The sequence below is a fragment of the Phyllobacterium pellucidum genome (genome assembly GCF_013327855.1).
GTDB lineage: Bacteria > Pseudomonadota > Alphaproteobacteria > Rhizobiales > Rhizobiaceae > Phyllobacterium > Phyllobacterium pellucidum.
On record NZ_JABUMX010000001.1, the window covers coordinates 581,487 to 606,159 of the forward strand.

A 24,673-nucleotide genomic window follows, 5' to 3' on the forward strand; every position below is an offset into this window, starting at 1 on the left:
TTTAAAAAATGGCTTTATTTCAATAGTTTATGGCGAATTGCCAAATGAGCCTGCCGGCTGGGTCCCGTGACGGCCGAAATCATCGCGACGTAGAAGTCAAAGTCTGCATCAGGATTGCCCAAGTCGTCCCGGCGCTGCGGCAAGCCATAAAGCCAGCTCGGACCAGCAACCTCCGCGGAACGCACCACGCGCTCGCCAAGGCGAATCTCGATGCGGTAGGCCTCTCGTTCCTCGCCGAGTGGTATGTCGGCGGCAAGCCAACTATCCGCATCGATTCGGCCGCGCCTGATCCAGCGGAAGCGCAAATCGCCATTGGCCTCAAGGCTTGTTTGCAGGTGCACCGGCTCAAGCGGTTGCAGAGCGCGCAGGCCAGCCGTCGCCGCGACGGTCGTATAGAATTGGTCGGTAAATTCCTCGCCGGACGCTCCGATGCGCCAATTCAGGGTAAGCCCCGCCTCCTGCGGTTTCAGTCCGATCGGCGCGACGGCACGGTCGAGCAGGATCAATGTCGTTCCTGCCGGCCTTGCTTCGCGCGCTTCCCGCTCTGTTCCGCACTGCCCACGCAACAGCCCGGACAGCCGCCAGCGATCGCTCTCAACCTCTTCGGCGTTCTGAAACTGCAGCATTTCCCAATGGCCGCCTGCGGTCGCCAGCAAAGCAGTGTTGCCGCCGTTGAGCATTTGGGAAAGGGTAATTGACCGCAGTTCGCTGGAGTGGAGATGAACTTCGAGGAATTGCCCGTAGATGAGCCGTCCGCTTTCGCCACTGACAGAAAAAGGAACAGTCAGTTCGCCCATTATGGCCGGGTCTGTCAGCTTCGCCCGGGCTTCGAAGCCCGACAATTCCGGTGAAGCGAAGGCGCTGACCCCACGCCAGGGTTTGGCGAGAGCCGCAATCCGGAATTGATCCGCAGGCTTTTCGATCCCGGGCCACATCGGCAGATCGATGAGCTCGAAATGCGGCTTCCCGACGATCATGACGCTGCCGGCAACGGGGGCCGCAGGAAGGTCTGCCTTGACGGGGTAGCGGACGTGGCGCGACATCGCCCTCGCGGCAACGCGGCGTGTTCCGCCATCCTCGAAGGAGGTGACCACGAAAACCGATGCGGCATTCTCGCCGGGGAGCCTGATCTTGTCGCCGGGTTTCAGCGCCGCGTGCTTCCAAGGGAGTTCGCATACGAGCGAACGGCGTGCGGCGCGGCGCGCTTGCAGCCGCTCCTCGGCCAGCGAAACGGCCTGTCCCTCATCGATCATTCCTGCAAAGGTGAGGTTTTCCGTGCCTTTGCCGTCGGGCCGTTCGGCGAAGGCCACAGCCCCCTGAAAGTCGAGCAAGGGATCGCGATAGGCAATTTCGACGCGTGACGGCTGGTCCATCAACTCGTCCAACCGCCATTTGACCGGGCCGGAATCCTCCTGTTCCACTAACTCGTCGATCAGAGCCGCCTCGCCGCTGAGCCGCGAACTGCTTCTGAAGATCAGCCGCCCGCCATCCTCGAAGGCGTCGATCCCGAAAAGCGTCAACAGCGGCTCGAGCGCCGCCCGCACGCTTGTGGGCTCATCGATGACGTAGCCACTGACGAAGCCATCGACGGCGCTTGTGTCAAAATTTGTCGCCCCAAAATCGCGGAGGATCGCCGAGAGGAGCTCGTCCAGCGCCACGCCGGAAAGCCGTCCGTTCAACCAGTGACCGGTGGTCCAGTTGCCTCCGTCTGCCCACAGCTTGCGATTGAGCGGGAACTCCGGAAACGGTCGCGTGTCCCAGGCCCAGACATAGAGGCGCTCCTTGTCCAGCATCTGGCCATCGCCGCCCGCAATCCAATGACTGAAGTGCGCGCGCAAATATCGGTTCTGGGCAAGATCATTGCGCCCGTGGTCCGAGAAATAGGGAAATGCGCCTTCAGAGGATTTCATGTCCGGAAAGACATTCGGCTGGTTCGGCCCCTTGTCGGCCGCCGGACATCCAAGCTCCGTAAGCCAGACCGACTTCATCATCGGCCGCCAGGCGGTCGGCGTGGCGCTTTCAACCCCGCCGATGCGGTTGAAATGCAGGTTCTGCCACCAGCTCGGAATGTCCTTGTAGCGGTAGATCCATGGCTTGCCTCGCCCATCGGTGATCGGCGTCCGCTTTCGCGTCGTCCGGTCGGTGCTGGATGCATAGTACCAATCAAACCCTTCACCGGAAGCAATCTGCGATCGCAGGGCGGCGACGTCGTAAGGTGCCGCGAAACCGTCCGGCCCTGGCACGCTATAGTCCTCGTCGCGCCAATCGCTGAGCGGCATATAATTATCTATGCCAACGGCATTGATGTCGGGATGCGCCCAAAGAGGGTCGAGATGGAAATAGACATCGCCGGACCCGTCCTGTGGATGGTGGCCGAAATACTCGGTCCAGTCGGCGGCATAGGTCAGTTTGCAGCCGGCGCCGACCACCTTACGGACATCGGACGCGAGTTGGCGCAGCCCGTCGACAAACGGAAAGCCGTTCGACTGGTCCCTGACGATGGTCAGTCCGCACAACTCCGAGCCGATGAGGAAGGCGTCGACGCCGCCCGCCAGTTGAGCGAGATGCGCCATGTGCAATATCATGCGGCGATAACCCCAATCGTCGGCATCTCCCTTGAACTCGACCTGCCCCTTCTTGACGCTGAAGTCTTTTGCCTTGCCGAGAAATGCCGCGATCTGGCCCGCTGCGTTGGCCGTCCGATTGGCGGTGGCGGGCCGCAACGGCGCCGGGTGGCAGGTTATGCGGCCCCGCCACGGAAAGGTCGCTTGACGGCTGCCCCCGTAGGGATCGGGCAGTTGGTTACTGTCTGGAATATCAAGCATGATGAAGGGGTAGAGCGTGACCCCGAGCCCCCTCGCCTTCGCATCTATGATCGCGGCGATCACGCTTGCATCGGACGGCGTGCCGCCGTAGGCCGCGCCCTCGGCTGTCCGCGAGATCAGATGAGCGTCGGATCGAGCGATCCCGCCGGCGCCCCAGGGCTTGCTTTCGCCACGCGCCTTTCGCTCCATCACGCCCGGCTTGATCCGGCACTCACCGGCGCGCAGGTCCGTCCCGAACCACGGGACCACGATCGCGACATGCTTCAGCGAGGGGCAAAGCGCCTGTAGCTCGTCCATCGAGGCCTGCCAGTCGCTCTGCGCGCGCAGGCAATTGCGATTAAGCGATCGCGTCTCGCCCTTGCTCGGCTCGTCTGTCACAGGTTGCGGCGATAATCCGAACTCGGTCGCGCCAGGTATCAAAGCGACTGCCGGCAGATCACGAGCGGCAGCACCGACAGCGCGAACCACCTCAAACTGGAATTGCGGAATACGCCCGCCAAACTCATCGACAGGCATGCGCTCGAAGACCACATAGGCCGTGCCGCGATAGGCGGGGGCATTGCCGGCTCCCTGCTTGGCTTCGATCAAGGGATCGGACGGCTGGGTCTCGCTGCCCTTGTACACCCGCATCGTGCATTTCGTCTGGTCGAATTCCTTGCCGTCGGCCCACATGCGGCGGATCAGACTGATCTCGCCATTGGCCACAGCGATGGCAAAATTGGCAAAATACGAATATTCGGTGACTTTCGGCCCGCCCTTGGAGCCGCGCCGATCGCTCTTGACCTCTTCGAAACGCGTCGCCCAGACCAATGTGCCAGGCAAACGCGCGGTTCCGTAGAGACGCGGCAGCCCGGCACCTTCTTCTGCAACGGTCGGCCGCATCGACGACATCCGGCCCGTTTCGACGCGCTCGCCAAACAGGGCCTGATCGATGAGATAGCCACCGAGCGAGGCGGCCGCGGTCCCGATTGCGGCTGCCACCGTACCCTGGCCCAGCAGCCATCCCGCCGCAGTTGTCAGAACAATTGTTGCCATCTAATTGGATCTTTCAGCAATCTGCTGCCGGTTCAGGAAATGCGAAGGCTCCGGCAACCCGGCGGCGCCATTGCGGCACAAGGGCCGATTCCAGTACCGCATGTCCTTCATAGGCGTGAATGAAGCGCTCAGGACCGGCCAGGATACCGAGATGCTTCGCAGCGACATTGTCTCGCCAGCGAAAGACGAGCAGATCGCCGGTGCCTGCTTCGCAAGGCGGCTTTTCGATCATGTGCCGCTGCGCGGCTTCAAGCAGCGGATCGCCACCGCCCGCCTCTGCCCAATCCGCCGAATAGGGTGAGACCTGTTGCGGCTCGCTGCCATATAGCGCACGCCAGATGCCGCGTACGAGGCCCAGGCAGTCGCATCCGACCTGGCAACGTGATCCCGCATGGCGGTAGGGTGTGCCGATCCAGCGGCGCGCTTCGGCAACAGCAAGGTCAGCAGCCGTCATGGTACCAACGGCCCGCCATCAAAATTGCCCTTGCCGTCGGCGTAATTGTAGGCGGCATCGTTGCCCGGCAGATGCGGGAAGCCGCGAAAGTTGACGCTGTTGCCAAACTTCGCCTTACATTGGGCAAAACTCTTGTCGCATCCCGGCAAAAGTTCGAACCGATCGCCGACCTTCGGATCCGGAAACTGCGCGTCGCGCAGGCCGAGCCGTATTCCGCCGCCATATTGCCCGCTGCTTAGAGCAACATTTGACGTGCCGTTCATCCAAGTGAGCGCTCCATTGTCAAACCACTGGCCAGTTGGCGGCTGCAAACCAGAGACCACGATTTCGCGATCGGATAAAATCTGGATCACCACGCCGGCCTGTTTAGCGGCACCGTAGCCGCAACGACGGTCTCCGAGTTGGGCGTCGCATCGACGCGTGACGCGCCTGCCGCTGATCTTATCGAGGTCGGCGGCACTGCTTTTCAGTTCCGCCACAAAACGCCCGCCGGAGCGGGTAATCGCGCCAATACGCGAACTTCGCAGAAGGGTGCACTGGTCGGGAGTGCTCCAGTTGACGAGCCAGGTTTCTACCACCGCCAGATCGAATGCCCCGCGTTCGATGTCCGCATCCGCGATTCTCAAGGACGAAAGCGCGCCCTCCACTTCCGCGCTGTCGACGCTGAGCCCCAATGAGGTCGTTGCCTCGCTGCCGCTGAGGCCCGTCTGGGGCTCGCAGGCAACGCTGGCGACGGAGAGTGTCCGGTCGTGATCTGTGAAGCCGAAGGCCACTGCATCGCGCCGGCGGATAATCCAGCAGAAACAATGCGTTGTAGCTTCACCTGCAAGATGTGATTCCAGCAATGGCGAAATTTGCGTCATGCCTTCACCTCGATGATCGGTATGGATGGAATTTCGCCTGCCTTGAATGATCTCAGGCTGATTGCCAGACGATCCGTATCGAAGCGGGCCGGCACGTCGAAGCTGAAACCGGCGGTGATGCTTGCTCCCGCAGGCGGGACTTTTCCCTGCTGGAAACTGACGCGTCCGCTCATGGTATCGACGGCGAAATCGCCGCCACTTCGCTCTACCCCATTGACCGCGACGCGCACGCTGCCGGGCTCGGGCTTGGTGATGGGCCTTGCATATTCACCGTATCGCTTGGTCAACTGAAATATGGCGTTAACGCCATCGCCATGCCCAAGCCACTGATCGGCAGGAGAAACCGACTGTCCAGACTTGCATGACAAATGATCGAAAGGGTCGCGGAACCGGAAAGCGTAGAGCGAGCCGCGGCGCGCCTCGAAGAATGTCATTACGCTCTCGAGATCGGCGAGCGACCGAATGCCGGTGCCCGCATCATAGTGACGCCGCGATTGGGCCCAGCGCGCATTGCGCTGTTCGAGACCGGAGGTCAGCGGAACGATCTCATTGCGCCATTCGGGGCCGCCGGTCGCGCCGAACGACACGCCGGTTGGAAAACGCACGTCATGGAAACCAGTCATGGTTGACCGCCTTTAAAGGGTTCGCGCCCCGCGTTGAACCGCACGCGCCAGCATGCCGGTCATCTGCGCTTCCGATTTGCGGAAGGAGGCGGCATCCGGCGTCGTCACGTTGAAGGTGACATGGAGGGGTGCGCCGCCACCCTGGGATACGACACCAAGCTTGCCGTCGGCACCGCGCGCCAGCGGCATGATCGCCTCGGCGCCGGCTTCGCCCATCAATCCCAATGCACCGCCATCGTTGAAGTAAGTAGGACTGTTGACGACACCGCCCTTCGCATGCGGCTTTGCCCCCTGCAGACCGTTGAACAGCCCTTCAAGCCAGCCGGACGCCATTTTCTGCAAGGGTGCAAGACCGGCGCCGAGGGCCATGTTGGCAAGGCTCATTCCGAGGTTGCGCAAGACATCCTCAAAATTCCTGCCGCTGACGGCCGCACCCTTCAGCGCGTCGCTTATGGTGCGGCCGAATTGCTTCGACCTCGCTTCAAGGTTGGTGAGAACATTTTCGACGGACTTCCCATCCGCCGTAATTTTCAGCGGCACGGCAAATTCTTCGGTGGCCATTCATTGCTCCACATCATCGGGAAACATGCGCATAAGTTGTTCAATTTCGGATCGTGTAGGTGCCAGGAGCGCACGCGGCCGCGCAAAGGCGGCGTTGAGTTCCCGCAAGGTCATGGCCCAGAACGCCGATGGCGCGAGCCGCAGCAGGCCCAATCCCGCCTTCATGATGGCGTCCCATGGAAAGGCGTCGACTGGCTGATCTGCTGCGGCTTTCAAGGGTTTGGCGGCGCTTGCTCCGATTTTGAATCACCGAAGGTCGCGCTCAGGAGTTCGCTCACGATTGTTGCAAAGCCGGCGGCTGCGCCCTCCGTGCGCATCAGGGCCACTTCCTCTGGCCCTACATCGTTCCCGCCGCCTCTAAGTCCAGCAGCGATGATCTTTATGAGATCGCCGGCAGAAAGCGCGCCGCCGGCAAACCGTCTCAGCAATGCGCCAAGATCCTGCGCCCCGTAGGCGTCCTCGAGTTCGGCAAGGGCACCAAGCGTCAGGCAAAGCGTGAAGTCGCGTCCGTCGAGATTGGCGCTGATCTCACCACGGCGGCGGTTAGGCATGGGCCGCCTCCGTGAATTCTACCGGACCCGCGGATTCCAGCGCGATCTCGAAGGTCACCTCGCCGTCATGCGCCCCGCCATATTCCAGCGCCATGATCTGGAACAGTCCGCGCAGGATGCCGAAATCCGGCAGGACGACCTGCCAATTGGCGATGGTGCCGTCGAAGAAGGCCTGGCGGATAAGCGCGTCGGATTGTGCATCCTTGAACAGCCCGGAGCCGCCGATCGAGGCGCGCTGCACACCGCTTCCGCCGAGCAGTTCGCGCCAGCGGCCGATGGCGTCGGCATCCGTCACGTCGACGGCTTCGGCGTTGAAGGCGATGCGCTTGGAGCGCATGCCGGCAACGGTGATATAGCTGCCGGCGGCGTTGGCGATCTTCAACAGAATGTCTTTGCCTCTTTGGGCACCCATCTCGTGTCCTTTCTTATGGCTGTTCTTCGGTGACGGCGCGGTAGCGGAGCACACCGAGGTAGCCGTCTCGATTGTCTTCGGGCCGCGCCAGCGACGATTGCGGAATCAGGTTGATCAGCCGGTGGCCGGTGAGCGTCAGTTGCGTCCCGGTCAAAAGCCGATCGATTGCATGCATAATCTGCATCACGGATTTGCGGCCGCTCGCACGATCCCAGACATTCAGCGTGAAGATATGTTCGCTGCCACGCTCGCTCGCCGTGCTCCAGTCGTAAGTCGTCGAGGCGCCAAGCGTCACGTAGGGGAATTCCGCCTGCGCCGGCACGCGGTCGTAGACACGGGAATCTATCAAGTTCTTTAGTGATGGATCTGCTTTCAAGAGTATTAGAACCGCCTTCTGGAGTTCCAGTCCGGCGCTCGTCATCGCTTCGGCTCCGGCTTGGGATGGCCTGAGACGCGCACCGGTGTCTCAGGCTTCGGTGCTGCGATTTCCTTCTCGGATAAAGCGACAGCTTGCCAGCGCAGGGTCCTTATGAGATCGGCGACCGTCAGCTCCATGGTGATTTTCATTGAACCTCCTCGCGCACGCGGCAGACAAGATAGCGGCCGCTCTCATCCGGATCGTGCAGTGTCAAAATCTGGAAAATGCGGTTGCCTTTGCGCAGGCGCATGGCGCTCGTGATATCGCGGCGCATGCGCAGGGTTATGCGATGCGTCGCCTCGGGAAGCGCCTGTTCGCCCAGCCAGCGCACCCCTGCGTCTATGGGCTCGACCTGCGCCCAAAGCGTGCCGATTTCGGTCCAGGCGACGACAAGGCTGCCGGCATCGTCCATGTCGTACCGGGGCTCCTCCAGCGACAATTCCTGCGACAATCTTCCAGGATCGATGAACAGCGTCGGCATCAAAGGGATATCCTGCGCCAAAGGCCGACCGTCCGCTCGAAGGCTGGCGGATAGGAGACTGGCTGCTGCGAGACATCGAAGACGCCGCGAAACTCATACCAGTGCGCGACAAGGGTCATGATTGCGTGGCGCAAGGCATCGGGGACGTCCGTGCCTGCCTCCCCGAAACCGGCCTCGAAATCGATCTCGAGGCCGGAGAGCGCCGCATGGCTCGGTGCAGCAAGGTAAAGCCGCGCTGGACGGGTCGAACCGTTCAAGTGAATAGAGTCTTGTGCAAGAGCGACCGGCGTCCCGTCGTCCTGGTATGCTGTGACCGAAACAATGGAGCGCAGGGGATATTTGGCAATCTTGATCAAGCCATGCCTCGGCCAGCGATCGGCATAAAGTCGCCAGGTCTGGGTGACGAGCGCAAGACCGGTCTGTTGCTCCAGCGTTTCGCGCGCCGCCTTGATCAGACCAATCAGGAGCGCGTCCTCGCTGCCATTGTCGAGACGCAAAAACTGGCGCAGTTCCGCCAGCGTCACCGGCTCGAGCGCCGGCGCCGTCAAAATTGCAAGAGTCATGGAAGTGTCCTGATTGGAATGGGTTTTTGGTGCCACACGGCACTCTTCCGCGAGGAAAGAGTGCCGCCGTGCCGGGTTCCTTATGAGACCGCGAACTTCAGCAGCTTGATCGCTGCAAAATCCTGGACCCCGCCGCCGACGCGCTTGGTCGTATAGAAAAGCACGTAGGGCTTGGCTGAGTAGGGATCGCGAAGAACACGCACGCCCGTGCGATCCACGACCAGATAGCCGCGGGCGAAATCGCCAAAGGCAATGGCAAAGCCGCTGCTGGAGATATCCGGCATGTCCTCGGCCTCAGTCAAACCAAAGCCGAGCAGCGACGCCTGCTGGCCCGGTGCGGCAGGCGGTACCCAGAGATAGTTGCCGTCATTATCCTTGAGCTTGCGCACTTCCGCCTGCGTCTTGCGGTTCATCACCCAATTCGCATTCTGGCGATAGCCGGCCTTTATCGAATAGATCGTATCGAGAAGAATGTCGGAGGCGGCAGTTGCCGGAAACTTCGCGGCGACGCCAGTCGCGAGGAAGCCGATCTTGCCCCAGGCCCAGGCATTTTCCGCCACCGTGTCGTAGTTCAGAAACCCGCGCGGCTTGTTGACGCCGTCGCCGGAGACGAATGCCTTGCCTTCCTGCTCGGCAAAGGCGGTTTCCACCTCCGCCGAGATCCACTGTTCGACGTCGACCGCGCCATCGTCGAGCAGCGATGCAGTCGCCGCCGGCATGGCGTAGAGTTCCATGGTCGGGAACTGTAGCTCCGCCAGCTTGGAGGCATCGGTCTGCGGCCTCGCATCGGTTTCGCCAACCCAGCCTACTGCCGGCCCCTTGATCGAAAAGGGCTTCTTCAGAAGCGAGCTTGAAACCTGCCGCACTGACGCAAGGTTGCGGATTGGCGAGATCGCGGCCAGCCGTGTACCGATTTCGCGTTCCATCTCCGGGGGCACGAGGTAGCCACCATCGGTGGCGGAGCCGATCGACAGCGCCTTGGCTTCGATCGGGCGCAGACCGCTTTCGTCGCCGCGCCGGACATAGTTGTCAAAAGCCGTCTTGTGCTCGAGCGAGACCAGAGGATCAAAACCGCCCTCAAGGTGGGGACGTGCCCGCTTCAGCAGCATGTGGTCGATGACCCGCTTTTGCTCGTCAAGCGCGTCATTGATGCGGTCGAGCTTTTCATTCGTCAGCACGTCCGTTCCGCCCCGGCGCTCGATTTCCGCAAGCCGGTACTCGTTGGTGCTTTTATACTCGTCGAACGAGCGCATGAACGCATCGAAGGAATCGTCCACACTGCTCGCGTTTTTCGTCTCAAGATCAGGCATTGATGTCTGTTGCGTCATCGTTTTTCCTTTGGTCATTGAAATGGCGTTGCGGCTCTGATGTATCTGGCAGCGGCACGAAGCTTGGCTGAGAGGCGCTCCGCTTCGGTGGGAGCCTGCCGGGCGATGCTCTTCACTTGGCCGACGCGAGCCGAGGGCAGCATCGGGAATGTCACCACCGAGATCTCCCATAGATCGGCTTCCTGGATATGGCGGATGCCGGCCCTGCCGGATCTGGCGCGCACCGTTCGAAACCCGATCGAAAGGCCATCGATCGCCCCCGTTCGCATCAGTTCGAGGATTTCCCCGGCACGGGCGACTCCCTTGGTCAGCCGGCCCTCTACATAAAGACCGCGGCTGTCTTCCCTTATCTCGGTCCATACCCCTATCGGCTGGTTGGGATCATGCTGCCAGAGCATGCGGATGCCGAGCGCGCCGCGTTCGCGTACGGATTTGGCAAAGGCGCCGGGTTCTATGGCGTCCTTGCCTAGATCGACCTCGCCAAAGAGGCTGGCGTAACCGGAGAAGCTGCCATCGGGCGTAACCTTTTCGATGGAAAGCCCGGCAAATTTCTTCTCGATCACTGGAGATATCGCTTTAGCGCGCATCCGCGATGTCCTTTTTGTTTCCATTGCTTGCGTGACAATGCGGAGTTTTCGATTCACCCGTGCGGGCGGCAAGCCGCGCAAACAGGCCGAGCGCCGTCCAGGCCGCGAGACTTGCGGCCGTTGCGCCCATCAGCATCAGTTCGCCGTCACCGAGCTGACCGCGAATATCGAGCTCCACCGCGATCTTGACGCCTGCGGCACCGCCGAAAGCGAGCCCGCAGACAATACCGACGATAAAGCGGATCGCAGCTTCGCTCTTGTCCTTCGGCAACATGTAGGCAAGCGAAACAGCCGATCCTGCTACGGCGCCGACCACTTTCGCCGCTAGTATCCAGGCGGCGTCCGACCAATGTGTCATCGTCAATCTCCCGAAGTTTTCTGCGTGTAGCCGACGGCCTCGCGCTTCTCCTCATCGCTGAGGAACGGCGCGGCGGCGATGCGTTGCCAAAGGGCGTCGCGCTCCTGCGCCAATCCGTCGACGCGGTCGAGATCAGGTTCGAGCCTGAATTTGCCGCCATAGGCGGGGCCGAGCCAATTGCCGAAAGCCTTTGCCGTTCGCACCACCAGCGGAATGACGCTGAGGCGATAGAATGCGCGGTTGGCTTCCGCATAATTGGCGTAGGTGTTGTCGCCCGGAATGCCCAGCAACATCGGCGGGATGCCGAAGGCGAGCGCTATGTCGCGGCTTGCCGTATTCTTGGCGGCGACAAAGTCCATGTCGCGCGGCGACAGACCCATCGACTTCCAGTCCAGTCCGCCCTCAAGCAGGAGCGGGCGCCCCGCCTTGGCGGCGCCCGTATAACCTTCTTCAAGCTCGGCCTTCAGACGGTCGAACTGTTCTTCGCTAAGATGGCTCGTTTCGCCCGGCGCATAGACCAGAGCGCCCGATGGGCACGCCGAATTGTCAAGCAACGCCTTGTTCCAGGTCCCTGAAGCATTATGGATGTCGAGCGCCATCGACGCCGCTTCGAGCGGCGCAAAGCCGTAATGATCATCGAGCGGGTGGAACAACTTTAAATGCAGGCAGCGGTCTTCGCCGAGCGGCACCGTCCGCTTCTGCACGCCGGCACCATAGGTGAGCGCGGTCGGCCAGCCGCGATCGTCCGCGACGATACGCACGCGGTCGGGTCTGAGAAGATAGAGTTCGCTCGCGCCGCTGCCGCTCTCCACCCGCTCCACATAGGCATTGCCCGACAGAAGGAGGTGACCATAGAGCTCTTCGAAAAAGCTCGAGCCATCCATCCCGCGATGCGGATCGGCGAGAAGCTGGAGGGCGGGATGGCGGCTGTCTTCAGCATCGCCTTCATAGAGCAGCCAGGGGATCGAACTTGCAGCTTCGGCGAGATGGCGTACGCAGCGATAGACGACAGCGTTGCGCATGAAGCCTTGCCGCGACAGCCCGCAATAGCCGCTCTGCGACCAACGCGCTTCGCGCTCGAGCTGCAGTGCCACCAGGCCCGGCGCGGATTTACGCTGGAGATGCGGGTTCTCGTTCGCGGCGCCGCGGCGCCACGGCCATTGAATTGCCATTTGACTATTGCTCTCCGTCTGACGGATTGAATTGAGGCAGTCGCCGTTAGGCCACGACGCGCACGCGCGGACTGCCGTCGCGGCGACGGAACAGATCGCCCAGCGCCCAGACCAGGGCGTCCACACGATCGGGCGAACGTCCGCTCGATAGACCGGAGGCGGTGAAATCGCACATCTCGTCCTCCAATTGCCGGAACCGCCCGGCGTGACGCACCCTTCCCTGTTGGTAGAGCGCAGCCATCGGTTCGGCGCGCAAAGCCTTGCCGCGATTGGCCCGTACGGAACGCACCGGTACTGCCACATCCTCAGCCGAGATAACCGCCGCGACCATATCGCCACCCTGGTTGACCTCGGCGATGATGAGGTCCGCTTCAAGGCGGTGAAAGAGTGCAATTGCCCGCCTCGCCCACTCGTGCGGCTTCGCCGGGGCAAGGCTAGCATCGGCCAGTACCCAGGCGATGCCGGCGCCATCGAGGCCTGCGGCGACGATCCCGCAGGCATCCGACTTCTTGTTCGCGCTTGCCGGCGGATCGATAGCCACAACGATGCGCTTCAGATCCGGCACATCAGGACAGTGGATCTTCTCCAGCAATGGGCGCGACCACAGGGCGTCGGGGTTGTCCTCGATCAGTTCACCATCAAGTTCCTGTCGGCCGAGACGCGTTCCGCCATATAGTTCGCTGACATGATCGATAAAGCCCGGGGCGAGGTTCGCCGCATTCTCTTCGGTTCGCATGCGCCAGACCGGAATTGCCGGATCGGCGATCATGTCTTTCAGGAGCGGCAAAGGACGCGGCGTCGTCGTGATAACCTGACGCGGCTTCGTGCCGAGCCGCAATCCGAATTGCAGCATGTCCCAGGTCTCCTGCAGATTGCGCCATTTCGCCAGTTCATCGCACCAGGCGGCGTCGAATTGCGGGCCGCGCAGGCTATCCGGATCCTCCGAGGAGAACATCGAGGCCGTCGCGCCATTAGCCCAGAGAAGCCGGCGGCGGCTTGCTTCGAAGCGCGGACGCTCGGCCCGCGACACCGCCATGATCCCCGAAGGTCCGTCGATCATGATTTCGCGCACGTCGGCAAGGGTTTCGCCGACAAGTGCGATATTACCGGATTTGACCGTGGAAAAGGGCGGAAGTGCGTGAACCATGCCGTTGACCCATTCTGCACCCATCCGTGTCTTGCCGGAGCCGCGCCCGCCGAATATCAGCCATGCGTGCCATTCACCGCGTGGCGGCTGTTGTGCATCGCGCCCCTGGATCATCCATTCCCGGACCGCGGCTCTCGTCTCCCGTTCGTTCAGATTGGATCTGGACCAATTCTCTTGCCCGCATTTCCGCAAGTTCATCGATCCTCTCGTCAATGCGCGTCAGGACGTTGCGCAATTCGTCGGTGCTGAGCCCGCCAACGGCTTCGAGTCTTACGGCGGCAAATCGTTCCTGGAGATCGCCCACCTTTTCGATGGTGCGGGTGAGCAACGCCAGCGTGTCGAGTTTGGTCTTGCTGAGGCTGTCTTCCTCGAGCGCAGTCAGCGCTTCCACCTCTTTTTGCAAGAGGTTCATGATCTTCTCGGCGAGCCGCAATTGCCGGCTCTTTTGTTCGAACCCTCCGCCGGACAACCCATGGCGCTTCAGGGCGCGCAGGAACTGCGCTTCGTCCTCCCCGAACAACGGTGCGATCTCGGCTGATGAAATGCCATAGTCACGGCAGAGCGCAACTGCGCTCCGCCGCCGCATGACGGACGAGGAAAAGGCCATGAATGTCCTGAGAGATCGCTTTGCGAACCGTCAACGATCGCAGGGCGATGCTGCCCTGCGGAGCGCTGAAGTCACATTTTCGACGATGACCAGAACCTACAGGACGACCGTTACGCAGTCAAGGACTATTTTCCTATATATGAATTTTTTCTTTCTAGGCCGCCTTGTGCCAACCCAGAGCCAGCATACCAGCGCCAATCATCAGCGATCCGCCGGAGCGATTGACGATGCGCTGTACCTTTGGTTTGCGGATCGTGTGGCGGGCCATGGATGCCATCAGCGCATATGTGCCGGCGTTCAGCGTTGCCAAAAGCAGGAACGTCGTCTCGAAGATGACCATCTGGCCGAGTACGGGACGCGACAGGTCGAGGAACTGCGGCAGGAACGCAACGAAGAAGATGATGCTCTTCGGGTTGAGAGCGGTGACGACATAGGCATGAAGAAAGACCGGCAGCGCCTTCTCCTCCTTGACCGCCGCATCGCCGCCACCAGGATTGGAAACAGGCGCTCGCCAGAGCTTGATGCCGAGATAAATCAGATAGGCTGCGCCCACCCATTTGAGGACGGTGAAGATCGTTGCGGAGGCGGCAAGCAGGGCGCCAAGGCCGAGCATTGAAGCTGTCATCGCGGTAAAATCGCCAAGCGCGACGCCGGCAACCGTTGCCACGGCAAAGCGGCGGCCATGGCCGAGTGCGTAAGAGATGACAAGAAGGATGGTGGGGCCGGGAATGGCCAGGAGAATTGCAGATGCCGCAACGAATGCGAGCCAATGTTCAATCGACATGCGTACCATCCTCGATTAAAAAATGGCATCAATCCACCGGTGGCTACCAATTGCAAGCGCAATTTGCAGGCTTGCGCTTCGGCAACACTCCTCGATCAAATCAACTTGCGCGGCTCGTCGCGTCTTGTGGCCTTAGTCATAAAAGCGGTATTCTTTAGTCTAAGAAGCCACCATATAATCTCTGCAAAACAGCCGTCCTAAGAAGCTGTTAAATGTAATCCGCTACACCATGTCCAATCAGGGTGGACGTGCCAAGCGTAGGGCAGGCAAGAACTCATGGAAGAGCCCAGGCCAGGCAAAGAACGGAAGCGATTCAAGGTCTCGCCGCTGCTGGGCCTTGATGCCTGGATCGATTCAACCCTTTACGAATTGCGTTTTCGCCTCGTCGAGTTCTGGGAAGATACGACGATTTTCTTTCGCCGGTTCCATGTCACCGGCTGGCGACGCGTCATCATAGAATTGCTGGGCGAAGGCTTTACCTGGGGCACCGCGGGGTCGGTCGTCATGCTGACGCTTGCCATTCCCGCCTTTCACGAAACCGAGAAGAACTGGCGCACGCGCGACGACTTTGCGGTGACGTTTCTCGACCGCTATGGCAATGAGATCGGCCAGCGCGGTATTCTCCATCGCAGCGCCGTTCCTATCGATGAATTGCCGGATCACGTCATCAAAGCGGTCCTAGCCACCGAGGACCGGCGTTTTTTCGATCATTTCGGTATTGATTTCCTCGGCCTGTCGCGCGCCATGACAGAAAACCTGCGCGCCAATTCCGTGGTGCAGGGCGGCTCGACGATCACCCAGCAGCTTGCCAAGAACCTTTTCCTTACCAACGAACGCAGCCTCGACCGCAAGATCAAGGAAGCCTTCCTTGCCCTTTGGCTCGAATCGAACCTCACCAAGAAGGAAATCCTCCAGACCTATCTGGACCGGGCCTATATGGGCGGTGGCACCTTCGGCATCGCGGCCGCGTCGCAGTTCTACTTCGGCAAAAGCATCAAGGACGTCAATCTTGCGGAAGCGGCGATGCTGGCCGGCCTCTTCAAGGCGCCCGCCAAATATGCACCGCACGTAAACCTGCCAGCGGCCCGCGCCCGCGCCAATGTCGTGCTGACGAACCTTGTCCAGGGTGGGCTGATGACGGAAGGCCAGGTGGTAGGCGCCCGCCGCAACCCGGCAACCGTCGTCGATCGCGGCCGGTCCGAGAGTCCGGACTATTTCCTCGACTGGACTTTCGACGAAGTGCGCAAGGTCGCCCAGAAGTTGCCGACACATACGCTCGTAGTGCGGACAACAATCGACATGGGCATCCAGAAGGCGGCCGAAGAGTCAGCCGAGTATCACCTTCGCCAGTACGGCAAGGAATACAACGTCACGCAAGCGGCCATCGTCGTTCTTGAAAACAATGGCGCTGTGCGGGCAATCGTCGGCGGACGCGACTACGGCGAAAGCCAGTTCAACCGCGCGACTGCGGCGCAGCGTCAGGCGGGATCGTCGTTCAAGCCATATGTCTATGCCGCCGCGATGGAAAAGGGCATGACACCGAAGACGCTGGTGTCCGGCGGCGCCGTCTCCTGGGGCAACTGGTCGCCCCAGAATTATTCGCGGCAATATCTCGGCAAGATCGACCTGACGACGGCGCTGGTCAAATCCATCAATACGGTGCCCGTCCGGCTTGCCAAGGATTATCTGACGACCGCGCCCATCGTTGCACTCGCCAAGGCAATGGGGGTCGAATCGCCGATCAGTTCGCACAAGACCATGGTCCTCGGCACATCCGGCATGACGGTGCTCGACCAGGCGACCGGCTATAACGTCTTTGCCACCGGGGGCATTGCCGGGATGCGGCATCCCTTTACGCAAATCCTCAGTCAGAATGGCGACGTGCTTTGGGACTGGAAGAAGGATGGCGAGAAACCGCACCGCGTTCTTTCCGAGACGGCCAACAACAATATGAACATCATGTTGGCTCAGGTGCCGGAATGGGGCACCGGTCGGCGTGCGGCGCTATCCATGACGCGCGTTGCCGGCAAGACTGGCACGACGCAGAGCTATCGTGACGCCTGGTTCGTCGGATTCACCGGCAACTACACGGCAGCCGTATGGTTCGGGAACGATAATTTCACCCCGACCAAGGAACTCACGGGCGGCATCCTTCCTGCAATGACCTGGCAGCGCTTCATGAACTACGCGCATCAGAACATCGAACTCAAGGCCATACCAGGGATTGACCCGACCATGCCGAAACAGGAGAAGGTCGCCGAGGCCAAGCAAAAGGCCGCCGACGATGACGCCGATGCCCTGACCGCCATCGAACGGCCGCGGGTCCTTTCAGGGGCGACCGCTACGGCCGTGCGCGAGATCGGACAGGCCCTGAAAGCCGCCCCGCAATTGAAACTGCCGGTCCCGCCCGAAAAGGTCTCGGTGCTTTGATTGCGTCCCCGAGCACGCCCGTGTAGTCATCGTATTCATGCTTCGCAATGTTCTCCTTGCCCTCCTTGCGCTTGTGATTGCCGTCGGCGGCGGAACGCTGAGCGCATGGTATGCGGTGAGCCGTTTCGACGGCTTCGGTTCGCTCGCCATCGGACAATGGACGGCGCATCCCGATGCTGGCACGCCCCTCTCCGATCCTTATGCGAAAGCGCGGGCGGCGCGCGAAGGCGCCTTTCCGCTGGGCGGCACCGAGGGCCTCGTCTTCTACGCCTATAGCGACAATGAGGGCAAAACGCTGGATCGGCGCTGCACGTACAAGGTGGAAGGAAATACACCAAACACCCGTTTCTGGACACTTTATGCCGCCGACCGCGCGCTGACCTCGCTCGAGCCAGGCAAGGACAAACTCCCCGCGCTGCACTCGCGGCAGATATTTCGCAATGATGATGGCGGTTTCAGCATCAGCGTTTCGCCGACGGCGCAACCGGGCAACTGGCTGGCCACTAGCGGCGGCGGACGCATGGTGCTCGTCATGACGCTCTATGACACTCCGATCGCCGGCAATTCCGGTCTGGTCAATATGGCATTCCCGACGGTTACGAGGATCGGGTGCGATGGCTAGGTTTCTTCGTGCAATCCTGTTTGGCCTTGTCGGTGCCGCCCTCATCCACCTCGTGGTGGTGCTGCTGGTGCCCTATTACTCCGACCGCAACAGCTGGTCCCGGGTCGCCGCCTATGGCGACGATTGGCAGTTCCATCGCGTCACCCGCGACGGAGCGCCGGGGATGGTTCCCCTCGCCTTCGATCCGCTGTTCCAGGCATCCGTCTGCCGCTTCGACATCACGGATCTGCCCGCGCACATTACCGGCCTTGGAACGACACCCTACTGGTCTATTTCAGTCTACAATCGGCAAGGCGAAAACCTTTATTCGATCAACGACCGCACGGCGATCGCCGACCAGCTCGACCTTGTCGTGGCAACGCCCCTGCAAATGATCGAGCTCAACAAGACCAAGCCCGAGTCCGCCGAGAATTCGGTCCTTATCGAAGCGGACATGGATGAGGGTTTTGTGGTCGTGCGCAGTTTCATACCGGACGCCTCGTGGCAGAGCCAGGTAACGGCGTTTCTTGACAGCGCGGCCTGCACGCCGCTGCTTTAACCAGGGCCTGTTGGCAAAGTATGGAGGCGTAGTTTTGCCGCTGCCAATGCTGGAAACGCTGCGGATGTTGCGAACACGCAGGACATGCAGCAGAAAACGTCGATTGTCCTGAGCTGGACGAGTTTTTCTGCCTCTTGCAGCCTAAACAAGAGTTCCAACGATTTGTCACTCTACGCTGCAAACTCCACGTAGCAATCATAGGTAACAATATCGACCATGACGCTCATCTTATGGAAAATTTTAAGGTTGATCTCCTCATCTATTCGATAGCTATCGTACACCAGAGGATCATCGATGGGATTACCAAATAACGCTTGGAAAAACTCGTGATCGTCGCGCATAAGGTTCATCCGGTTAACGAGATTATTTCCAGTTTTCTCGTATAGACTGATGTACCTTGGCACTGTAATTCTCCTCAAGTTCACGTAATTCTGGTGGCTCTGTCTGCTGCCTGTCCTGCGATCGCACCAACCCTACGAGAAAGTTGCTTGGGGGGGCCGGCATTGTGGCATTCTGCATAATCGTTCTAGTACTCGTTTGGGACTTTGGAAATGTTACATCATATTTCATTCGGTGTTCCTGATATGGAGCGCGCTTCCACATTCTACGACGCTGCTCTAACAGCGCTTGGCTACGTGCGTGTCTGGGAGGATTTAACTCCGAACGATCCCCATCAAGCCATCGGGTACGGCTTACCCGGCGGTGGTGACAAATTCTGCATCAAGCTTACAGCGGAGCGTTTGACTGTGCCCTGGGCAGGTTGTCACCTTGCATTCGCAGCTCCCAACAGACAGGCTGTTGTGCTGTTTCACCAAGCGGGAATAGTTGCAGGTGGCCGTGACAACGGAGCGCCCGGTTTGCGCCCTCACTACGGAGAGAATTACTTTGCCTCCTATCTGATCGACCCCAACGGATATCATCTTGAGGCAATCTGCAAATCAGCCGAATAGCGAGCTCAGTGCAGATCCTAAACTATCGTATCACGCTGTGCCGACTACCCCGGCTGGGGCGCCGGATCAAGGAACCTGCGATTTGGTTTTGGTTTGGCGCGCTTTGGCGGCTCAGGCGCATAGCGTTCGTAGCGCACGCCCGGAAAGATCGTGATTTCGGCCTGGTGGTGCCGATTTATCTCTGCGCTAGGCCGGCGCTTGCTGGTGGTGCTGCCTGGAAATGCTATGACAAATCCCATGACTTCATCCGTATCGGTCTCTGGTTGGTCTCCCTGGATACTCCGATGCCTACGCGCGCAAGAACTGCGCCATAATTTCATTAGACATACCGATGGTTAACGGCTTGCTAACGCTTGGCGGCTAATTTTAGCCATTGTTTAACCGCGTTGTGTTCCGAGTGGAGTGTGTTCGTGAAGTATCCTGAGTTTCGGGCGCTTGAAGACCGCAACGGCGGCAGCAAGGCTGACGATCTCCTCACCGCATCGATTACCGCTTTCTGCTGCATCGCAAGGCCAGCACGGAGCGACGCACAGCAACTCGAAGACCTTGCCGTTCCCCTGCTCGCCCTCGCCTCGCCGCGCGTCCGTCGCCATGCGGCTGCTGCCTTGTCGGAAATTCCGCACGCACCGAAGCGCCTGATCCTGGCCCTTGCCGAGGACGACATCGATATCTCGGCAACGCTATTGCTGCGCTCGCCGCTGCTCACGCCAAAGGACCTCATCGACATCATAACCCACAAGGGGATCTCGCACGCCCGGGTCATAGCCCGCCGGCGATCGGATGATCCGCAACTTCTGGGTGTCCTGCGCAGCTTCAAGGATACGGCCATAGACAATGCGCTCGAGATCAAATCTCATTTCGACCTCGACGACGATGCGCCGATTGATGATGCAGCGGTCGCGCCAGAATCGCCCCGGCTGCGCGAAACCCGCGAAGCGCTGAAGGCTCTGATGCGCGATGCTGCCTTGTCCGATGAAGGCACGCTCGCCAACCACCTTGTCGATGCTGCACTGCTTGACGAGACGATGTCGTTCGAACGGGAGTTGGCCATCGCGCTTAACCTTGATGTCGAGACGGCACGAAAAATCACCGGCCACGGATTGAATGCCGAATTGACCATTGCTCTGGCGTCGCTTGGCCTTTCAGCGGAAGCGGCACATCTGGTCCTTACCGGGCTCTTCGGCCTGGTGCACAAGGATCTGCGATCCCTGCGCCTGTTTATCCAGTCTTATCGCCAGATCGACCGCGACAAGGCGCAGGCGACCGTCGATCGCTGGAAAACCGCTGAAAACTCGGAAAAGCTGCGGCAAAAGCTGCGCGAGATGGCCGAGGATTACGAAGACGGCAGACGCCGGGTGTCTTAGAGCGTTTCTATCAAGCGCCCTACCCCCAGATTACTCTGGAGAAATCGGGAAGAGTCCGGCGCGATCGTCGCGGTAGTCCTCAATCTCGACGACCCAAAGATCACGGTCCCAGCGCTTCTGCTTTTCGAGGTCGGCATCGGCTGTGGTCTCTTCCACACCTTGCCTGAGGGCAGAAAACAAACGCTCCTGCGGCTTCGTTTCGTCATAGGCCATTTGCGGCGCCGGACCGAAGAGGTCATAGGTCCCGTCGGCATTGCGGAACTTGATGAAGATCGCACCCGCCTCGGCAGCGCCCTTGTTGGAGAGCGCCGCGAACGCACCGCTATTATTGACGCGGCGCACGAGCGCCGAAACCCAGAACTCTGATGTAAGACGCATTTTTTAGGCTCCAATCAGTTGATCAGGCCGATTTCCTGCATCTTGGCAAGCAGTTTCGTATCAGGCTCTCCCGTCACCGGAAGTCGGAACAGTTTCTGAAACTCGCTTACGGCAGCCTTGGTCGATGCGCCAACCTTGCCATCGATCTCCACCATATCATTCCCGAATGCCCGCAGGCCCGCCTGCACGCGCACTATCTCGGCGGGGGAAAGGCCGCCGGCTGCACTGCTCGCGGCGACATCCTGCGCGGGATTTGTAGATATTTTCTGGACGGTCACTTCTTCGGTCTGGGCCGGCTTCTTAGCCGGAACCGCAATGCTCGCCGTCGTTTCGCTGGGCTTATCGACAGTTGCCTCGGTATCGATGCCGATTTCGGCGGCTGCCTTGCGATAGGCTTCGATAGCCGCCCGGGTACCCTTGCCGGAAATGCCATCAACCGTGCCGGTGTAGAGCCCAAGCGCCAGCAGCTTTTGCTGCAGCTTGGCAACCTCGGGATCGCCGCCGGGCGCCAGCACCGGATCGCCATTGATGGCGGCGGCAATCGGATCCTGGCTCTGGGGAACGGGAACCGACGTCACCTTGCGGATCGGCGCATCCATTGGCTGATTGTCCGAGTTATCGGAGGCCTTGCCGAGCGGGTTCGCTTGCTGCTTGATCGGCTTGAAAACGAGCTCCGGCCTTGTGCGGAAGAACACACCATCATGCACGTGCGGCTGATACCAGAGCGCATTGGCAGAGATGAAGCCGAGCGTCACCAGGAAGGCGGTCGTGCCACCGGCGATGGCCGGATTGCTCGCCACCAACCCGCCGGCGGCCAGCAGAACCATCGTTACCCGTCCGCGCTTCGGGGCGCGCCGCTTCTTAGGCCGATTTACGGGTTTCGGCATGGGAACCTCCCCTCATATCGCTATCAATCCTGAACTCGACCACGTTTGCCGCCTCATCCTCGATATGATCTTCCATTTGCGGACCTTCGAGCGGGATGCGTACATCGACGACAGTGCCCTCGCCCGGAGTGCTCTTGATGTTGAGGCTGCCGCCGTGCAGGCCGACGAGGCCCTTGACGGTCGCAAGACCGAGACCGGTACCTTCGTGTTTGCGCGTGTAATCGTTCTGAACCTGCCGGAAGGGCTGGCCCAGCGTCTTCAGGTCAGCTTCCAGAATGCCGATCCCCGTATCGCTGATGGAGAAGGCCAGCATTTCATCTTCGATGAGCGCATCGATCGTAACCACGCCGCCGCTCTCCGTGAACTTGACAGCATTCGACACGAGATTGATCAGCACCTGATTGATGGCACGCCGGTCTGCAACCACAGTCCCGACCCGCGGGCTGACACGGTCGCACAAAGTCACGCCCTTCTGCGCGGCCTGGTGCGCCATCATGTCATGGACCATCGTCACGGCATCCTTGAAGGCGAAACGCTCGGTGACGATGGGATAGGTCCCGGCTTCGATCTTCGAAACGTCGAGGATGGCATTCACAACCGAAAGGAGATGCGTTCCCGAACGGTGCACCAGTTCGACATATTCGCGCTGGCGCGAATCCGGCAGCTTGCCGCAGATTTCCTGAAGCAGCAGGTCCGAGAAGCCGATGATCGAATTCAGCGGTGTGCGCAATTCGTGGCTGACCGAAGAAAGAAACCGGCTTTTGGCGATTTCAGCGGTTTCAACCTCGCGGCGCGCATGGGCAAGTGCGTTCCTGTCGGCAACGGCCTGGGCGATATCCGTGGCAACCACGAGGAAACCCCTGCCTTCGCTGTGCGGAACCGCGCGCAGATGGTGCGTGGCAAAGCGGATAGTGTGCGCATGCTTCGACGTTTCACCTGCTGCGACGCTGCGCAGCTTCACATCGGCGGTGGCGACGGGCGCGCCTCCCTTCAGATCCGCGAGGAAATTTGCGTACTGCACACGGTCCGAAACGTGCACTCTCTCCATCAAAGCTGTGCCGATGAGCAGGTTGCGCGCAATGCCGAACTGTTCCTGCGCCCGGGGCGAAAGGCACTCGACCGTTCCATCCGTCGCAAGCCTGATCACTACACCTTCGATGACGCTTTCGAGATCGGCGATGCGATCGTCGCGGCGTGCCGACCGTGCATGGCGGGAAAGCGCAATGCCCGTCCGGGCCAGCAGGATGCCCATATAGCCAAGCGATGCGAGAAGGACAGGTGCAGAAAGGGCCACCAAACCGCCGTTCTCGAATGCCACAATCGAAAGGACAACAAGGACCGCTCCGGCAGTGCAGCCGGCCACTCCCAGCGCAGTCCTGGATTTATGGACGAACCATGTCTCGAGCGGGATCGCTGCCGTCATCAGCCACAAGAGCAGGCTGGCCGATCCTGCGCTGACGCTGATGGCGGCAATCGCCGCGCCGTACACAAGTAACGCAGCCGCGCCGACAGTCGCGCTCTTTCGCGAAATCGACAGTGCGCCGCAGAAGATCATCGGCAATGCCAGAACCCCGACGACGAGGCTCACGATGACTGCGATATCATTCGTCAAAGGGTGAGTCGTCAGCATGGGTACCGCCAGAAGCAACGGCATCGCAAACATGCTGCCGGCGATGCGTGCGTCGCGTGCTCGTTCCGCCGCGTCCACGACGGATGCATTTACCCAGCGCTTGCAGAGACGATCATAGGTCTCGACAATACTGGATCGAATGACGGAATGAATCGGCACCAGCTTTTTCCTGCTTTCCGCACGTTCCGGCCTAAGCCGGATGAAATGCGGTCATTTTCCGAATGTCGCTTGCAACATTCTTGTCGGCGTTAACTTTTGCAGACGAGGCTTTAAGGAAAGGATAAAGCGGGCCATGCCCCGACCGGTTGTGTCCCGTTTCGAGCGATTGTGGCGGGCATGGTAAATGAAGGGTTGCCCTTGGCCGCCGCGCTTCCTTTTCGAATCGTAAGTATGCAGTTCCGCTTCGAAGAATTCTTAATCCTTCGTTTCTATGATCGCTCAAATTCGGAGGTTTGCCGCAACGAGTTCTTGCCGGTTGTGTGGCAGGCTTATCCCATAAAACGCCACCACTGGGGATCGGGCAAAGGAAAAGGAATGGGTTTCCTGATCAGATTTGCAATCAAGTTCTGCTTCTGGATGATGCTGGTATCGCTGTTCATTCCGCCGGCGAAGGACGAGCACGGCGGCAACCAGCCTGGTCCGCTCGAAGCTTTCACGGCTGCACGGGAAGCCATTGTCGACCTTGGCGATTTCTGCAACCGCAAGCCGCAGGCCTGCGAGACAGGTAAAGCCGCCTTCGCCAATGCCGGCGAACGCGCCGGCGACGTTGCCAAGGCAGGTTACGACTATCTCGACACACAACTCGGCAAGGACGTGCCCCGGCCGGACGCCGCGGTCGCCGCAGCTCATGGCGACGCAAAGCCCGTTGCAGGCGCCGATGCCATCAAGGCGAAATTGCGCGAACTCGCATTGCGCGAATTGATCGAAGCCGCTGACCGCCAGAGCGAAGCCTCAACCAGCGTCGACAAGAAGGCGCAGACCGGTACAGTCGTCCCAAACTAGCCGGCGTGGCGAGGCCAATGCTTCATCCATCGGACGAAACCGACGCCCGATGGATTTAAGGCAAATTCACCCTGCCCTTCGGGAGCCTGGGTGGCGACACCCA

The 24,673-nt window shown here is 60.4% G+C and carries 29 protein-coding genes; 6 read left to right on the forward strand and 23 right to left on the reverse strand.

Annotated features, from left to right (window positions below; all coding sequences use genetic code 11):
* Window positions 1-14: 14 nt before the first annotated feature.
* From HQ945_RS02845 to HQ945_RS02935, 19 genes are all read right to left on the reverse strand, one after another.
* Window positions 15-3,860 carry a baseplate multidomain protein megatron gene (locus tag HQ945_RS02845; protein ID WP_113282014.1) on the reverse strand — a complete coding sequence of 1,282 codons (3,846 nt, stop codon included), beginning with the start codon at window positions 3,858-3,860 and terminating at the stop codon, window positions 15-17.
* A gap of 13 nt (window positions 3,861-3,873) precedes the next feature.
* A complete protein-coding gene (locus HQ945_RS02850; protein ID WP_027229946.1) occupies window positions 3,874-4,314 on the reverse strand; it encodes an NlpC/P60 family protein in 441 nt (146 codons plus the stop codon).
* Complete coding sequence (locus HQ945_RS02855) at window positions 4,311-5,177, reverse strand: DUF2163 domain-containing protein (RefSeq protein WP_113282015.1); 867 nt, start codon at window positions 5,175-5,177, stop codon at window positions 4,311-4,313. Before HQ945_RS02855 ends, HQ945_RS02850 begins: the two co-directional genes overlap by 4 nt.
* Window positions 5,174-5,800 (reverse strand): DUF2460 domain-containing protein, encoded by a 627-nt coding sequence (locus HQ945_RS02860; RefSeq protein ID WP_174207633.1) that lies wholly within the window; start codon window positions 5,798-5,800, stop codon window positions 5,174-5,176. The genes HQ945_RS02855 and HQ945_RS02860 overlap by 4 nt, the downstream gene beginning before the upstream one ends.
* Window positions 5,801-5,812: 12 nt before the next feature.
* A complete protein-coding gene (locus tag HQ945_RS02865) occupies window positions 5,813-6,361 on the reverse strand; it encodes a phage tail tape measure protein (protein ID WP_113282017.1) in 549 nt (182 codons plus the stop codon).
* Complete coding sequence (locus HQ945_RS02870; RefSeq protein WP_280139055.1) at window positions 6,362-6,577, reverse strand: rcc01693 family protein; 216 nt, start codon at window positions 6,575-6,577, stop codon at window positions 6,362-6,364. It lies immediately after the preceding gene.
* Complete coding sequence (locus tag HQ945_RS02875) at window positions 6,574-6,912, reverse strand: gene transfer agent family protein (protein WP_113282018.1); 339 nt, start codon at window positions 6,910-6,912, stop codon at window positions 6,574-6,576. The genes HQ945_RS02870 and HQ945_RS02875 overlap by 4 nt, the downstream gene beginning before the upstream one ends.
* Window positions 6,905-7,324: a phage major tail protein, TP901-1 family gene (locus HQ945_RS02880; RefSeq protein ID WP_113282019.1), complete on the reverse strand. Its 420-nt coding sequence runs from the start codon at window positions 7,322-7,324 to the stop codon at window positions 6,905-6,907. The genes HQ945_RS02875 and HQ945_RS02880 overlap by 8 nt, the downstream gene beginning before the upstream one ends.
* 13 nt (window positions 7,325-7,337) lie before the next feature.
* On the reverse strand, window positions 7,338-7,745 hold the full coding sequence (locus tag HQ945_RS02885) for a DUF3168 domain-containing protein (protein ID WP_113282020.1): 408 nt from the start codon (window positions 7,743-7,745) through the stop codon (window positions 7,338-7,340).
* Window positions 7,742-7,891: a hypothetical protein gene (locus HQ945_RS02890; protein WP_162737278.1), complete on the reverse strand. Its 150-nt coding sequence runs from the start codon at window positions 7,889-7,891 to the stop codon at window positions 7,742-7,744. The genes HQ945_RS02885 and HQ945_RS02890 overlap by 4 nt, the downstream gene beginning before the upstream one ends.
* Window positions 7,888-8,223, reverse strand: coding sequence for a phage head closure protein (locus HQ945_RS02895; protein ID WP_027229954.1), 336 nt, complete (start codon window positions 8,221-8,223; stop codon window positions 7,888-7,890). The genes HQ945_RS02890 and HQ945_RS02895 overlap by 4 nt, the downstream gene beginning before the upstream one ends.
* On the reverse strand, window positions 8,223-8,786 hold the full coding sequence (locus tag HQ945_RS02900) for a head-tail connector protein (RefSeq protein WP_027229955.1): 564 nt from the start codon (window positions 8,784-8,786) through the stop codon (window positions 8,223-8,225). The genes HQ945_RS02895 and HQ945_RS02900 overlap by 1 nt, the downstream gene beginning before the upstream one ends.
* Window positions 8,787-8,866: 80 nt before the next feature.
* The gene (locus HQ945_RS02905) at window positions 8,867-10,114 is read right to left on the reverse strand and encodes a phage major capsid protein (protein WP_113282022.1); all 1,248 of its coding nucleotides are present in this window, start codon (window positions 10,112-10,114) and stop codon (window positions 8,867-8,869) included.
* A 14-nt stretch (window positions 10,115-10,128) separates the two neighbouring features.
* A complete protein-coding gene (locus HQ945_RS02910) occupies window positions 10,129-10,701 on the reverse strand; it encodes an HK97 family phage prohead protease (protein WP_113282023.1) in 573 nt (190 codons plus the stop codon).
* Window positions 10,691-11,059, reverse strand: coding sequence for a DUF6107 family protein (locus HQ945_RS02915; RefSeq protein ID WP_113282024.1), 369 nt, complete (start codon window positions 11,057-11,059; stop codon window positions 10,691-10,693). Before HQ945_RS02915 ends, HQ945_RS02910 begins: the two co-directional genes overlap by 11 nt.
* Window positions 11,060-11,061: 2 nt before the next feature.
* Window positions 11,062-12,231, reverse strand: coding sequence for a phage portal protein (locus HQ945_RS02920; protein ID WP_113282025.1), 1,170 nt, complete (start codon window positions 12,229-12,231; stop codon window positions 11,062-11,064).
* 46 nt (window positions 12,232-12,277) lie between these two features.
* Window positions 12,278-13,492: a DNA-packaging protein gene (locus HQ945_RS02925; RefSeq protein ID WP_113282026.1), complete on the reverse strand. Its 1,215-nt coding sequence runs from the start codon at window positions 13,490-13,492 to the stop codon at window positions 12,278-12,280.
* Entirely contained in the window at window positions 13,452-13,985 is a 534-nt protein-coding gene (locus HQ945_RS02930) for a hypothetical protein (RefSeq protein ID WP_113282027.1), read from the reverse strand. Before HQ945_RS02930 ends, HQ945_RS02925 begins: the two co-directional genes overlap by 41 nt.
* A gap of 154 nt (window positions 13,986-14,139) precedes the next feature.
* Window positions 14,140-14,769 (reverse strand): LysE family translocator, encoded by a 630-nt coding sequence (locus HQ945_RS02935; RefSeq protein ID WP_113282028.1) that lies wholly within the window; start codon window positions 14,767-14,769, stop codon window positions 14,140-14,142.
* A 276-nt stretch (window positions 14,770-15,045) separates the two neighbouring features.
* On the opposite strand from HQ945_RS02935, the gene HQ945_RS02940 reads away from it, so the two are divergent.
* From HQ945_RS02940 to HQ945_RS02950, 3 genes are read left to right on the forward strand one after another with little or no spacing between them, the layout of a single operon-like run.
* Window positions 15,046-17,199, forward strand: a complete 2,154-nt coding sequence (locus HQ945_RS02940; RefSeq protein ID WP_091919280.1) for a transglycosylase domain-containing protein — start codon at window positions 15,046-15,048, stop codon at window positions 17,197-17,199.
* A 37-nt stretch (window positions 17,200-17,236) separates the two neighbouring features.
* Entirely contained in the window at window positions 17,237-17,821 is a 585-nt protein-coding gene (locus HQ945_RS02945) for a DUF1214 domain-containing protein (RefSeq protein ID WP_027229964.1), read from the forward strand.
* Window positions 17,814-18,359 (forward strand): DUF1254 domain-containing protein, encoded by a 546-nt coding sequence (locus HQ945_RS02950; RefSeq protein ID WP_113282029.1) that lies wholly within the window; start codon window positions 17,814-17,816, stop codon window positions 18,357-18,359. Before HQ945_RS02945 ends, HQ945_RS02950 begins: the two co-directional genes overlap by 8 nt.
* A 170-nt stretch (window positions 18,360-18,529) precedes the next feature.
* On the opposite strand, the gene HQ945_RS02955 is transcribed toward HQ945_RS02950, so the two are convergent.
* On the reverse strand, window positions 18,530-18,784 hold the full coding sequence (locus HQ945_RS02955; protein ID WP_027229966.1) for a DUF7683 domain-containing protein: 255 nt from the start codon (window positions 18,782-18,784) through the stop codon (window positions 18,530-18,532).
* Between the two features lie 126 nt (window positions 18,785-18,910).
* Here HQ945_RS02955 and HQ945_RS02960 point away from each other — a divergent pair, with 126 nt between their 5' ends.
* Window positions 18,911-19,309, forward strand: a complete 399-nt coding sequence (locus HQ945_RS02960; protein ID WP_113282030.1) for a VOC family protein — start codon at window positions 18,911-18,913, stop codon at window positions 19,307-19,309.
* Between the two features lie 410 nt (window positions 19,310-19,719).
* The gene (locus HQ945_RS02965; protein ID WP_113282032.1) at window positions 19,720-20,673 is read left to right on the forward strand and encodes a DUF2336 domain-containing protein; all 954 of its coding nucleotides are present in this window, start codon (window positions 19,720-19,722) and stop codon (window positions 20,671-20,673) included.
* A 30-nt stretch (window positions 20,674-20,703) separates the two neighbouring features.
* On the opposite strand, the gene HQ945_RS02970 is transcribed toward HQ945_RS02965, so the two are convergent.
* Genes HQ945_RS02970 through HQ945_RS23075 form a run of 3 tightly spaced genes read right to left on the reverse strand, consistent with a single transcriptional unit; the run spans window position 20,704 to window position 23,727 of the window.
* Window positions 20,704-21,051, reverse strand: a complete 348-nt coding sequence (locus HQ945_RS02970; RefSeq protein WP_113282033.1) for a DUF1491 family protein — start codon at window positions 21,049-21,051, stop codon at window positions 20,704-20,706.
* Between the two features lie 14 nt (window positions 21,052-21,065).
* Window positions 21,066-21,938, reverse strand: coding sequence for a peptidoglycan-binding domain-containing protein (locus HQ945_RS02975; protein WP_113282034.1), 873 nt, complete (start codon window positions 21,936-21,938; stop codon window positions 21,066-21,068).
* Window positions 21,913-23,727: an ATP-binding protein gene (locus tag HQ945_RS23075; RefSeq protein ID WP_113282035.1), complete on the reverse strand. Its 1,815-nt coding sequence runs from the start codon at window positions 23,725-23,727 to the stop codon at window positions 21,913-21,915. Before HQ945_RS23075 ends, HQ945_RS02975 begins: the two co-directional genes overlap by 26 nt.
* Window positions 23,728-24,102: 375 nt before the next feature.
* Between HQ945_RS23075 and HQ945_RS02985 the strand changes: the two genes are divergently transcribed.
* On the forward strand, window positions 24,103-24,570 hold the full coding sequence (locus HQ945_RS02985) for a DUF5330 domain-containing protein (protein ID WP_174207634.1): 468 nt from the start codon (window positions 24,103-24,105) through the stop codon (window positions 24,568-24,570).
* The last annotated feature ends 103 nt before the right edge of the window (window positions 24,571-24,673 follow it).

Coding starts and splice junctions, on each gene's coding strand:
- HQ945_RS02845 (WP_113282014.1), bottom strand. CDS start 3,860: ATGGCAACAATTGTTCTGACAACTGCGGCGGGATGGCTGCTGGGCCAG.
- HQ945_RS02920 (WP_113282025.1), bottom strand. CDS start 12,231: ATGGCAATTCAATGGCCGTGGCGCCGCGGCGCCGCGAACGAGAACCCG.
- HQ945_RS02900 (WP_027229955.1), bottom strand. CDS start 8,786: ATGACTCTTGCAATTTTGACGGCGCCGGCGCTCGAGCCGGTGACGCTG.
- HQ945_RS02860 (WP_174207633.1), bottom strand. CDS start 5,800: ATGACTGGTTTCCATGACGTGCGTTTTCCAACCGGCGTGTCGTTCGGC.
- HQ945_RS02905 (WP_113282022.1), bottom strand. CDS start 10,114: ATGACGCAACAGACATCAATGCCTGATCTTGAGACGAAAAACGCGAGC.
- HQ945_RS02890 (WP_162737278.1), bottom strand. CDS start 7,891: ATGAAAATCACCATGGAGCTGACGGTCGCCGATCTCATAAGGACCCTG.
- HQ945_RS02855 (WP_113282015.1), bottom strand. CDS start 5,177: ATGACGCAAATTTCGCCATTGCTGGAATCACATCTTGCAGGTGAAGCT.
- HQ945_RS02850 (WP_027229946.1), bottom strand. CDS start 4,314: ATGACGGCTGCTGACCTTGCTGTTGCCGAAGCGCGCCGCTGGATCGGC.
- HQ945_RS02880 (WP_113282019.1), bottom strand. CDS start 7,324: ATGGGTGCCCAAAGAGGCAAAGACATTCTGTTGAAGATCGCCAACGCC.
- HQ945_RS02985 (WP_174207634.1), top strand. CDS start 24,103: ATGGGTTTCCTGATCAGATTTGCAATCAAGTTCTGCTTCTGGATGATG.
- HQ945_RS02875 (WP_113282018.1), bottom strand. CDS start 6,912: ATGCCTAACCGCCGCCGTGGTGAGATCAGCGCCAATCTCGACGGACGC.
- HQ945_RS02925 (WP_113282026.1), bottom strand. CDS start 13,492: ATGATCCAGGGGCGCGATGCACAACAGCCGCCACGCGGTGAATGGCAC.
- HQ945_RS02960 (WP_113282030.1), top strand. CDS start 18,911: ATGTTACATCATATTTCATTCGGTGTTCCTGATATGGAGCGCGCTTCC.
- HQ945_RS02910 (WP_113282023.1), bottom strand. CDS start 10,701: ATGCGCGCTAAAGCGATATCTCCAGTGATCGAGAAGAAATTTGCCGGG.
- HQ945_RS02895 (WP_027229954.1), bottom strand. CDS start 8,223: ATGCCGACGCTGTTCATCGATCCTGGAAGATTGTCGCAGGAATTGTCG.
- HQ945_RS02930 (WP_113282027.1), bottom strand. CDS start 13,985: ATGGCCTTTTCCTCGTCCGTCATGCGGCGGCGGAGCGCAGTTGCGCTC.
- HQ945_RS02915 (WP_113282024.1), bottom strand. CDS start 11,059: ATGACACATTGGTCGGACGCCGCCTGGATACTAGCGGCGAAAGTGGTC.
- HQ945_RS02940 (WP_091919280.1), top strand. CDS start 15,046: ATGGAAGAGCCCAGGCCAGGCAAAGAACGGAAGCGATTCAAGGTCTCG.
- HQ945_RS02865 (WP_113282017.1), bottom strand. CDS start 6,361: ATGGCCACCGAAGAATTTGCCGTGCCGCTGAAAATTACGGCGGATGGG.
- HQ945_RS02975 (WP_113282034.1), bottom strand. CDS start 21,938: ATGCCGAAACCCGTAAATCGGCCTAAGAAGCGGCGCGCCCCGAAGCGC.
- HQ945_RS02950 (WP_113282029.1), top strand. CDS start 17,814: ATGGCTAGGTTTCTTCGTGCAATCCTGTTTGGCCTTGTCGGTGCCGCC.
- HQ945_RS02945 (WP_027229964.1), top strand. CDS start 17,237: ATGCTTCGCAATGTTCTCCTTGCCCTCCTTGCGCTTGTGATTGCCGTC.
- HQ945_RS02885 (WP_113282020.1), bottom strand. CDS start 7,745: ATGACGAGCGCCGGACTGGAACTCCAGAAGGCGGTTCTAATACTCTTG.
- HQ945_RS02970 (WP_113282033.1), bottom strand. CDS start 21,051: ATGCGTCTTACATCAGAGTTCTGGGTTTCGGCGCTCGTGCGCCGCGTC.
- HQ945_RS02935 (WP_113282028.1), bottom strand. CDS start 14,769: ATGTCGATTGAACATTGGCTCGCATTCGTTGCGGCATCTGCAATTCTC.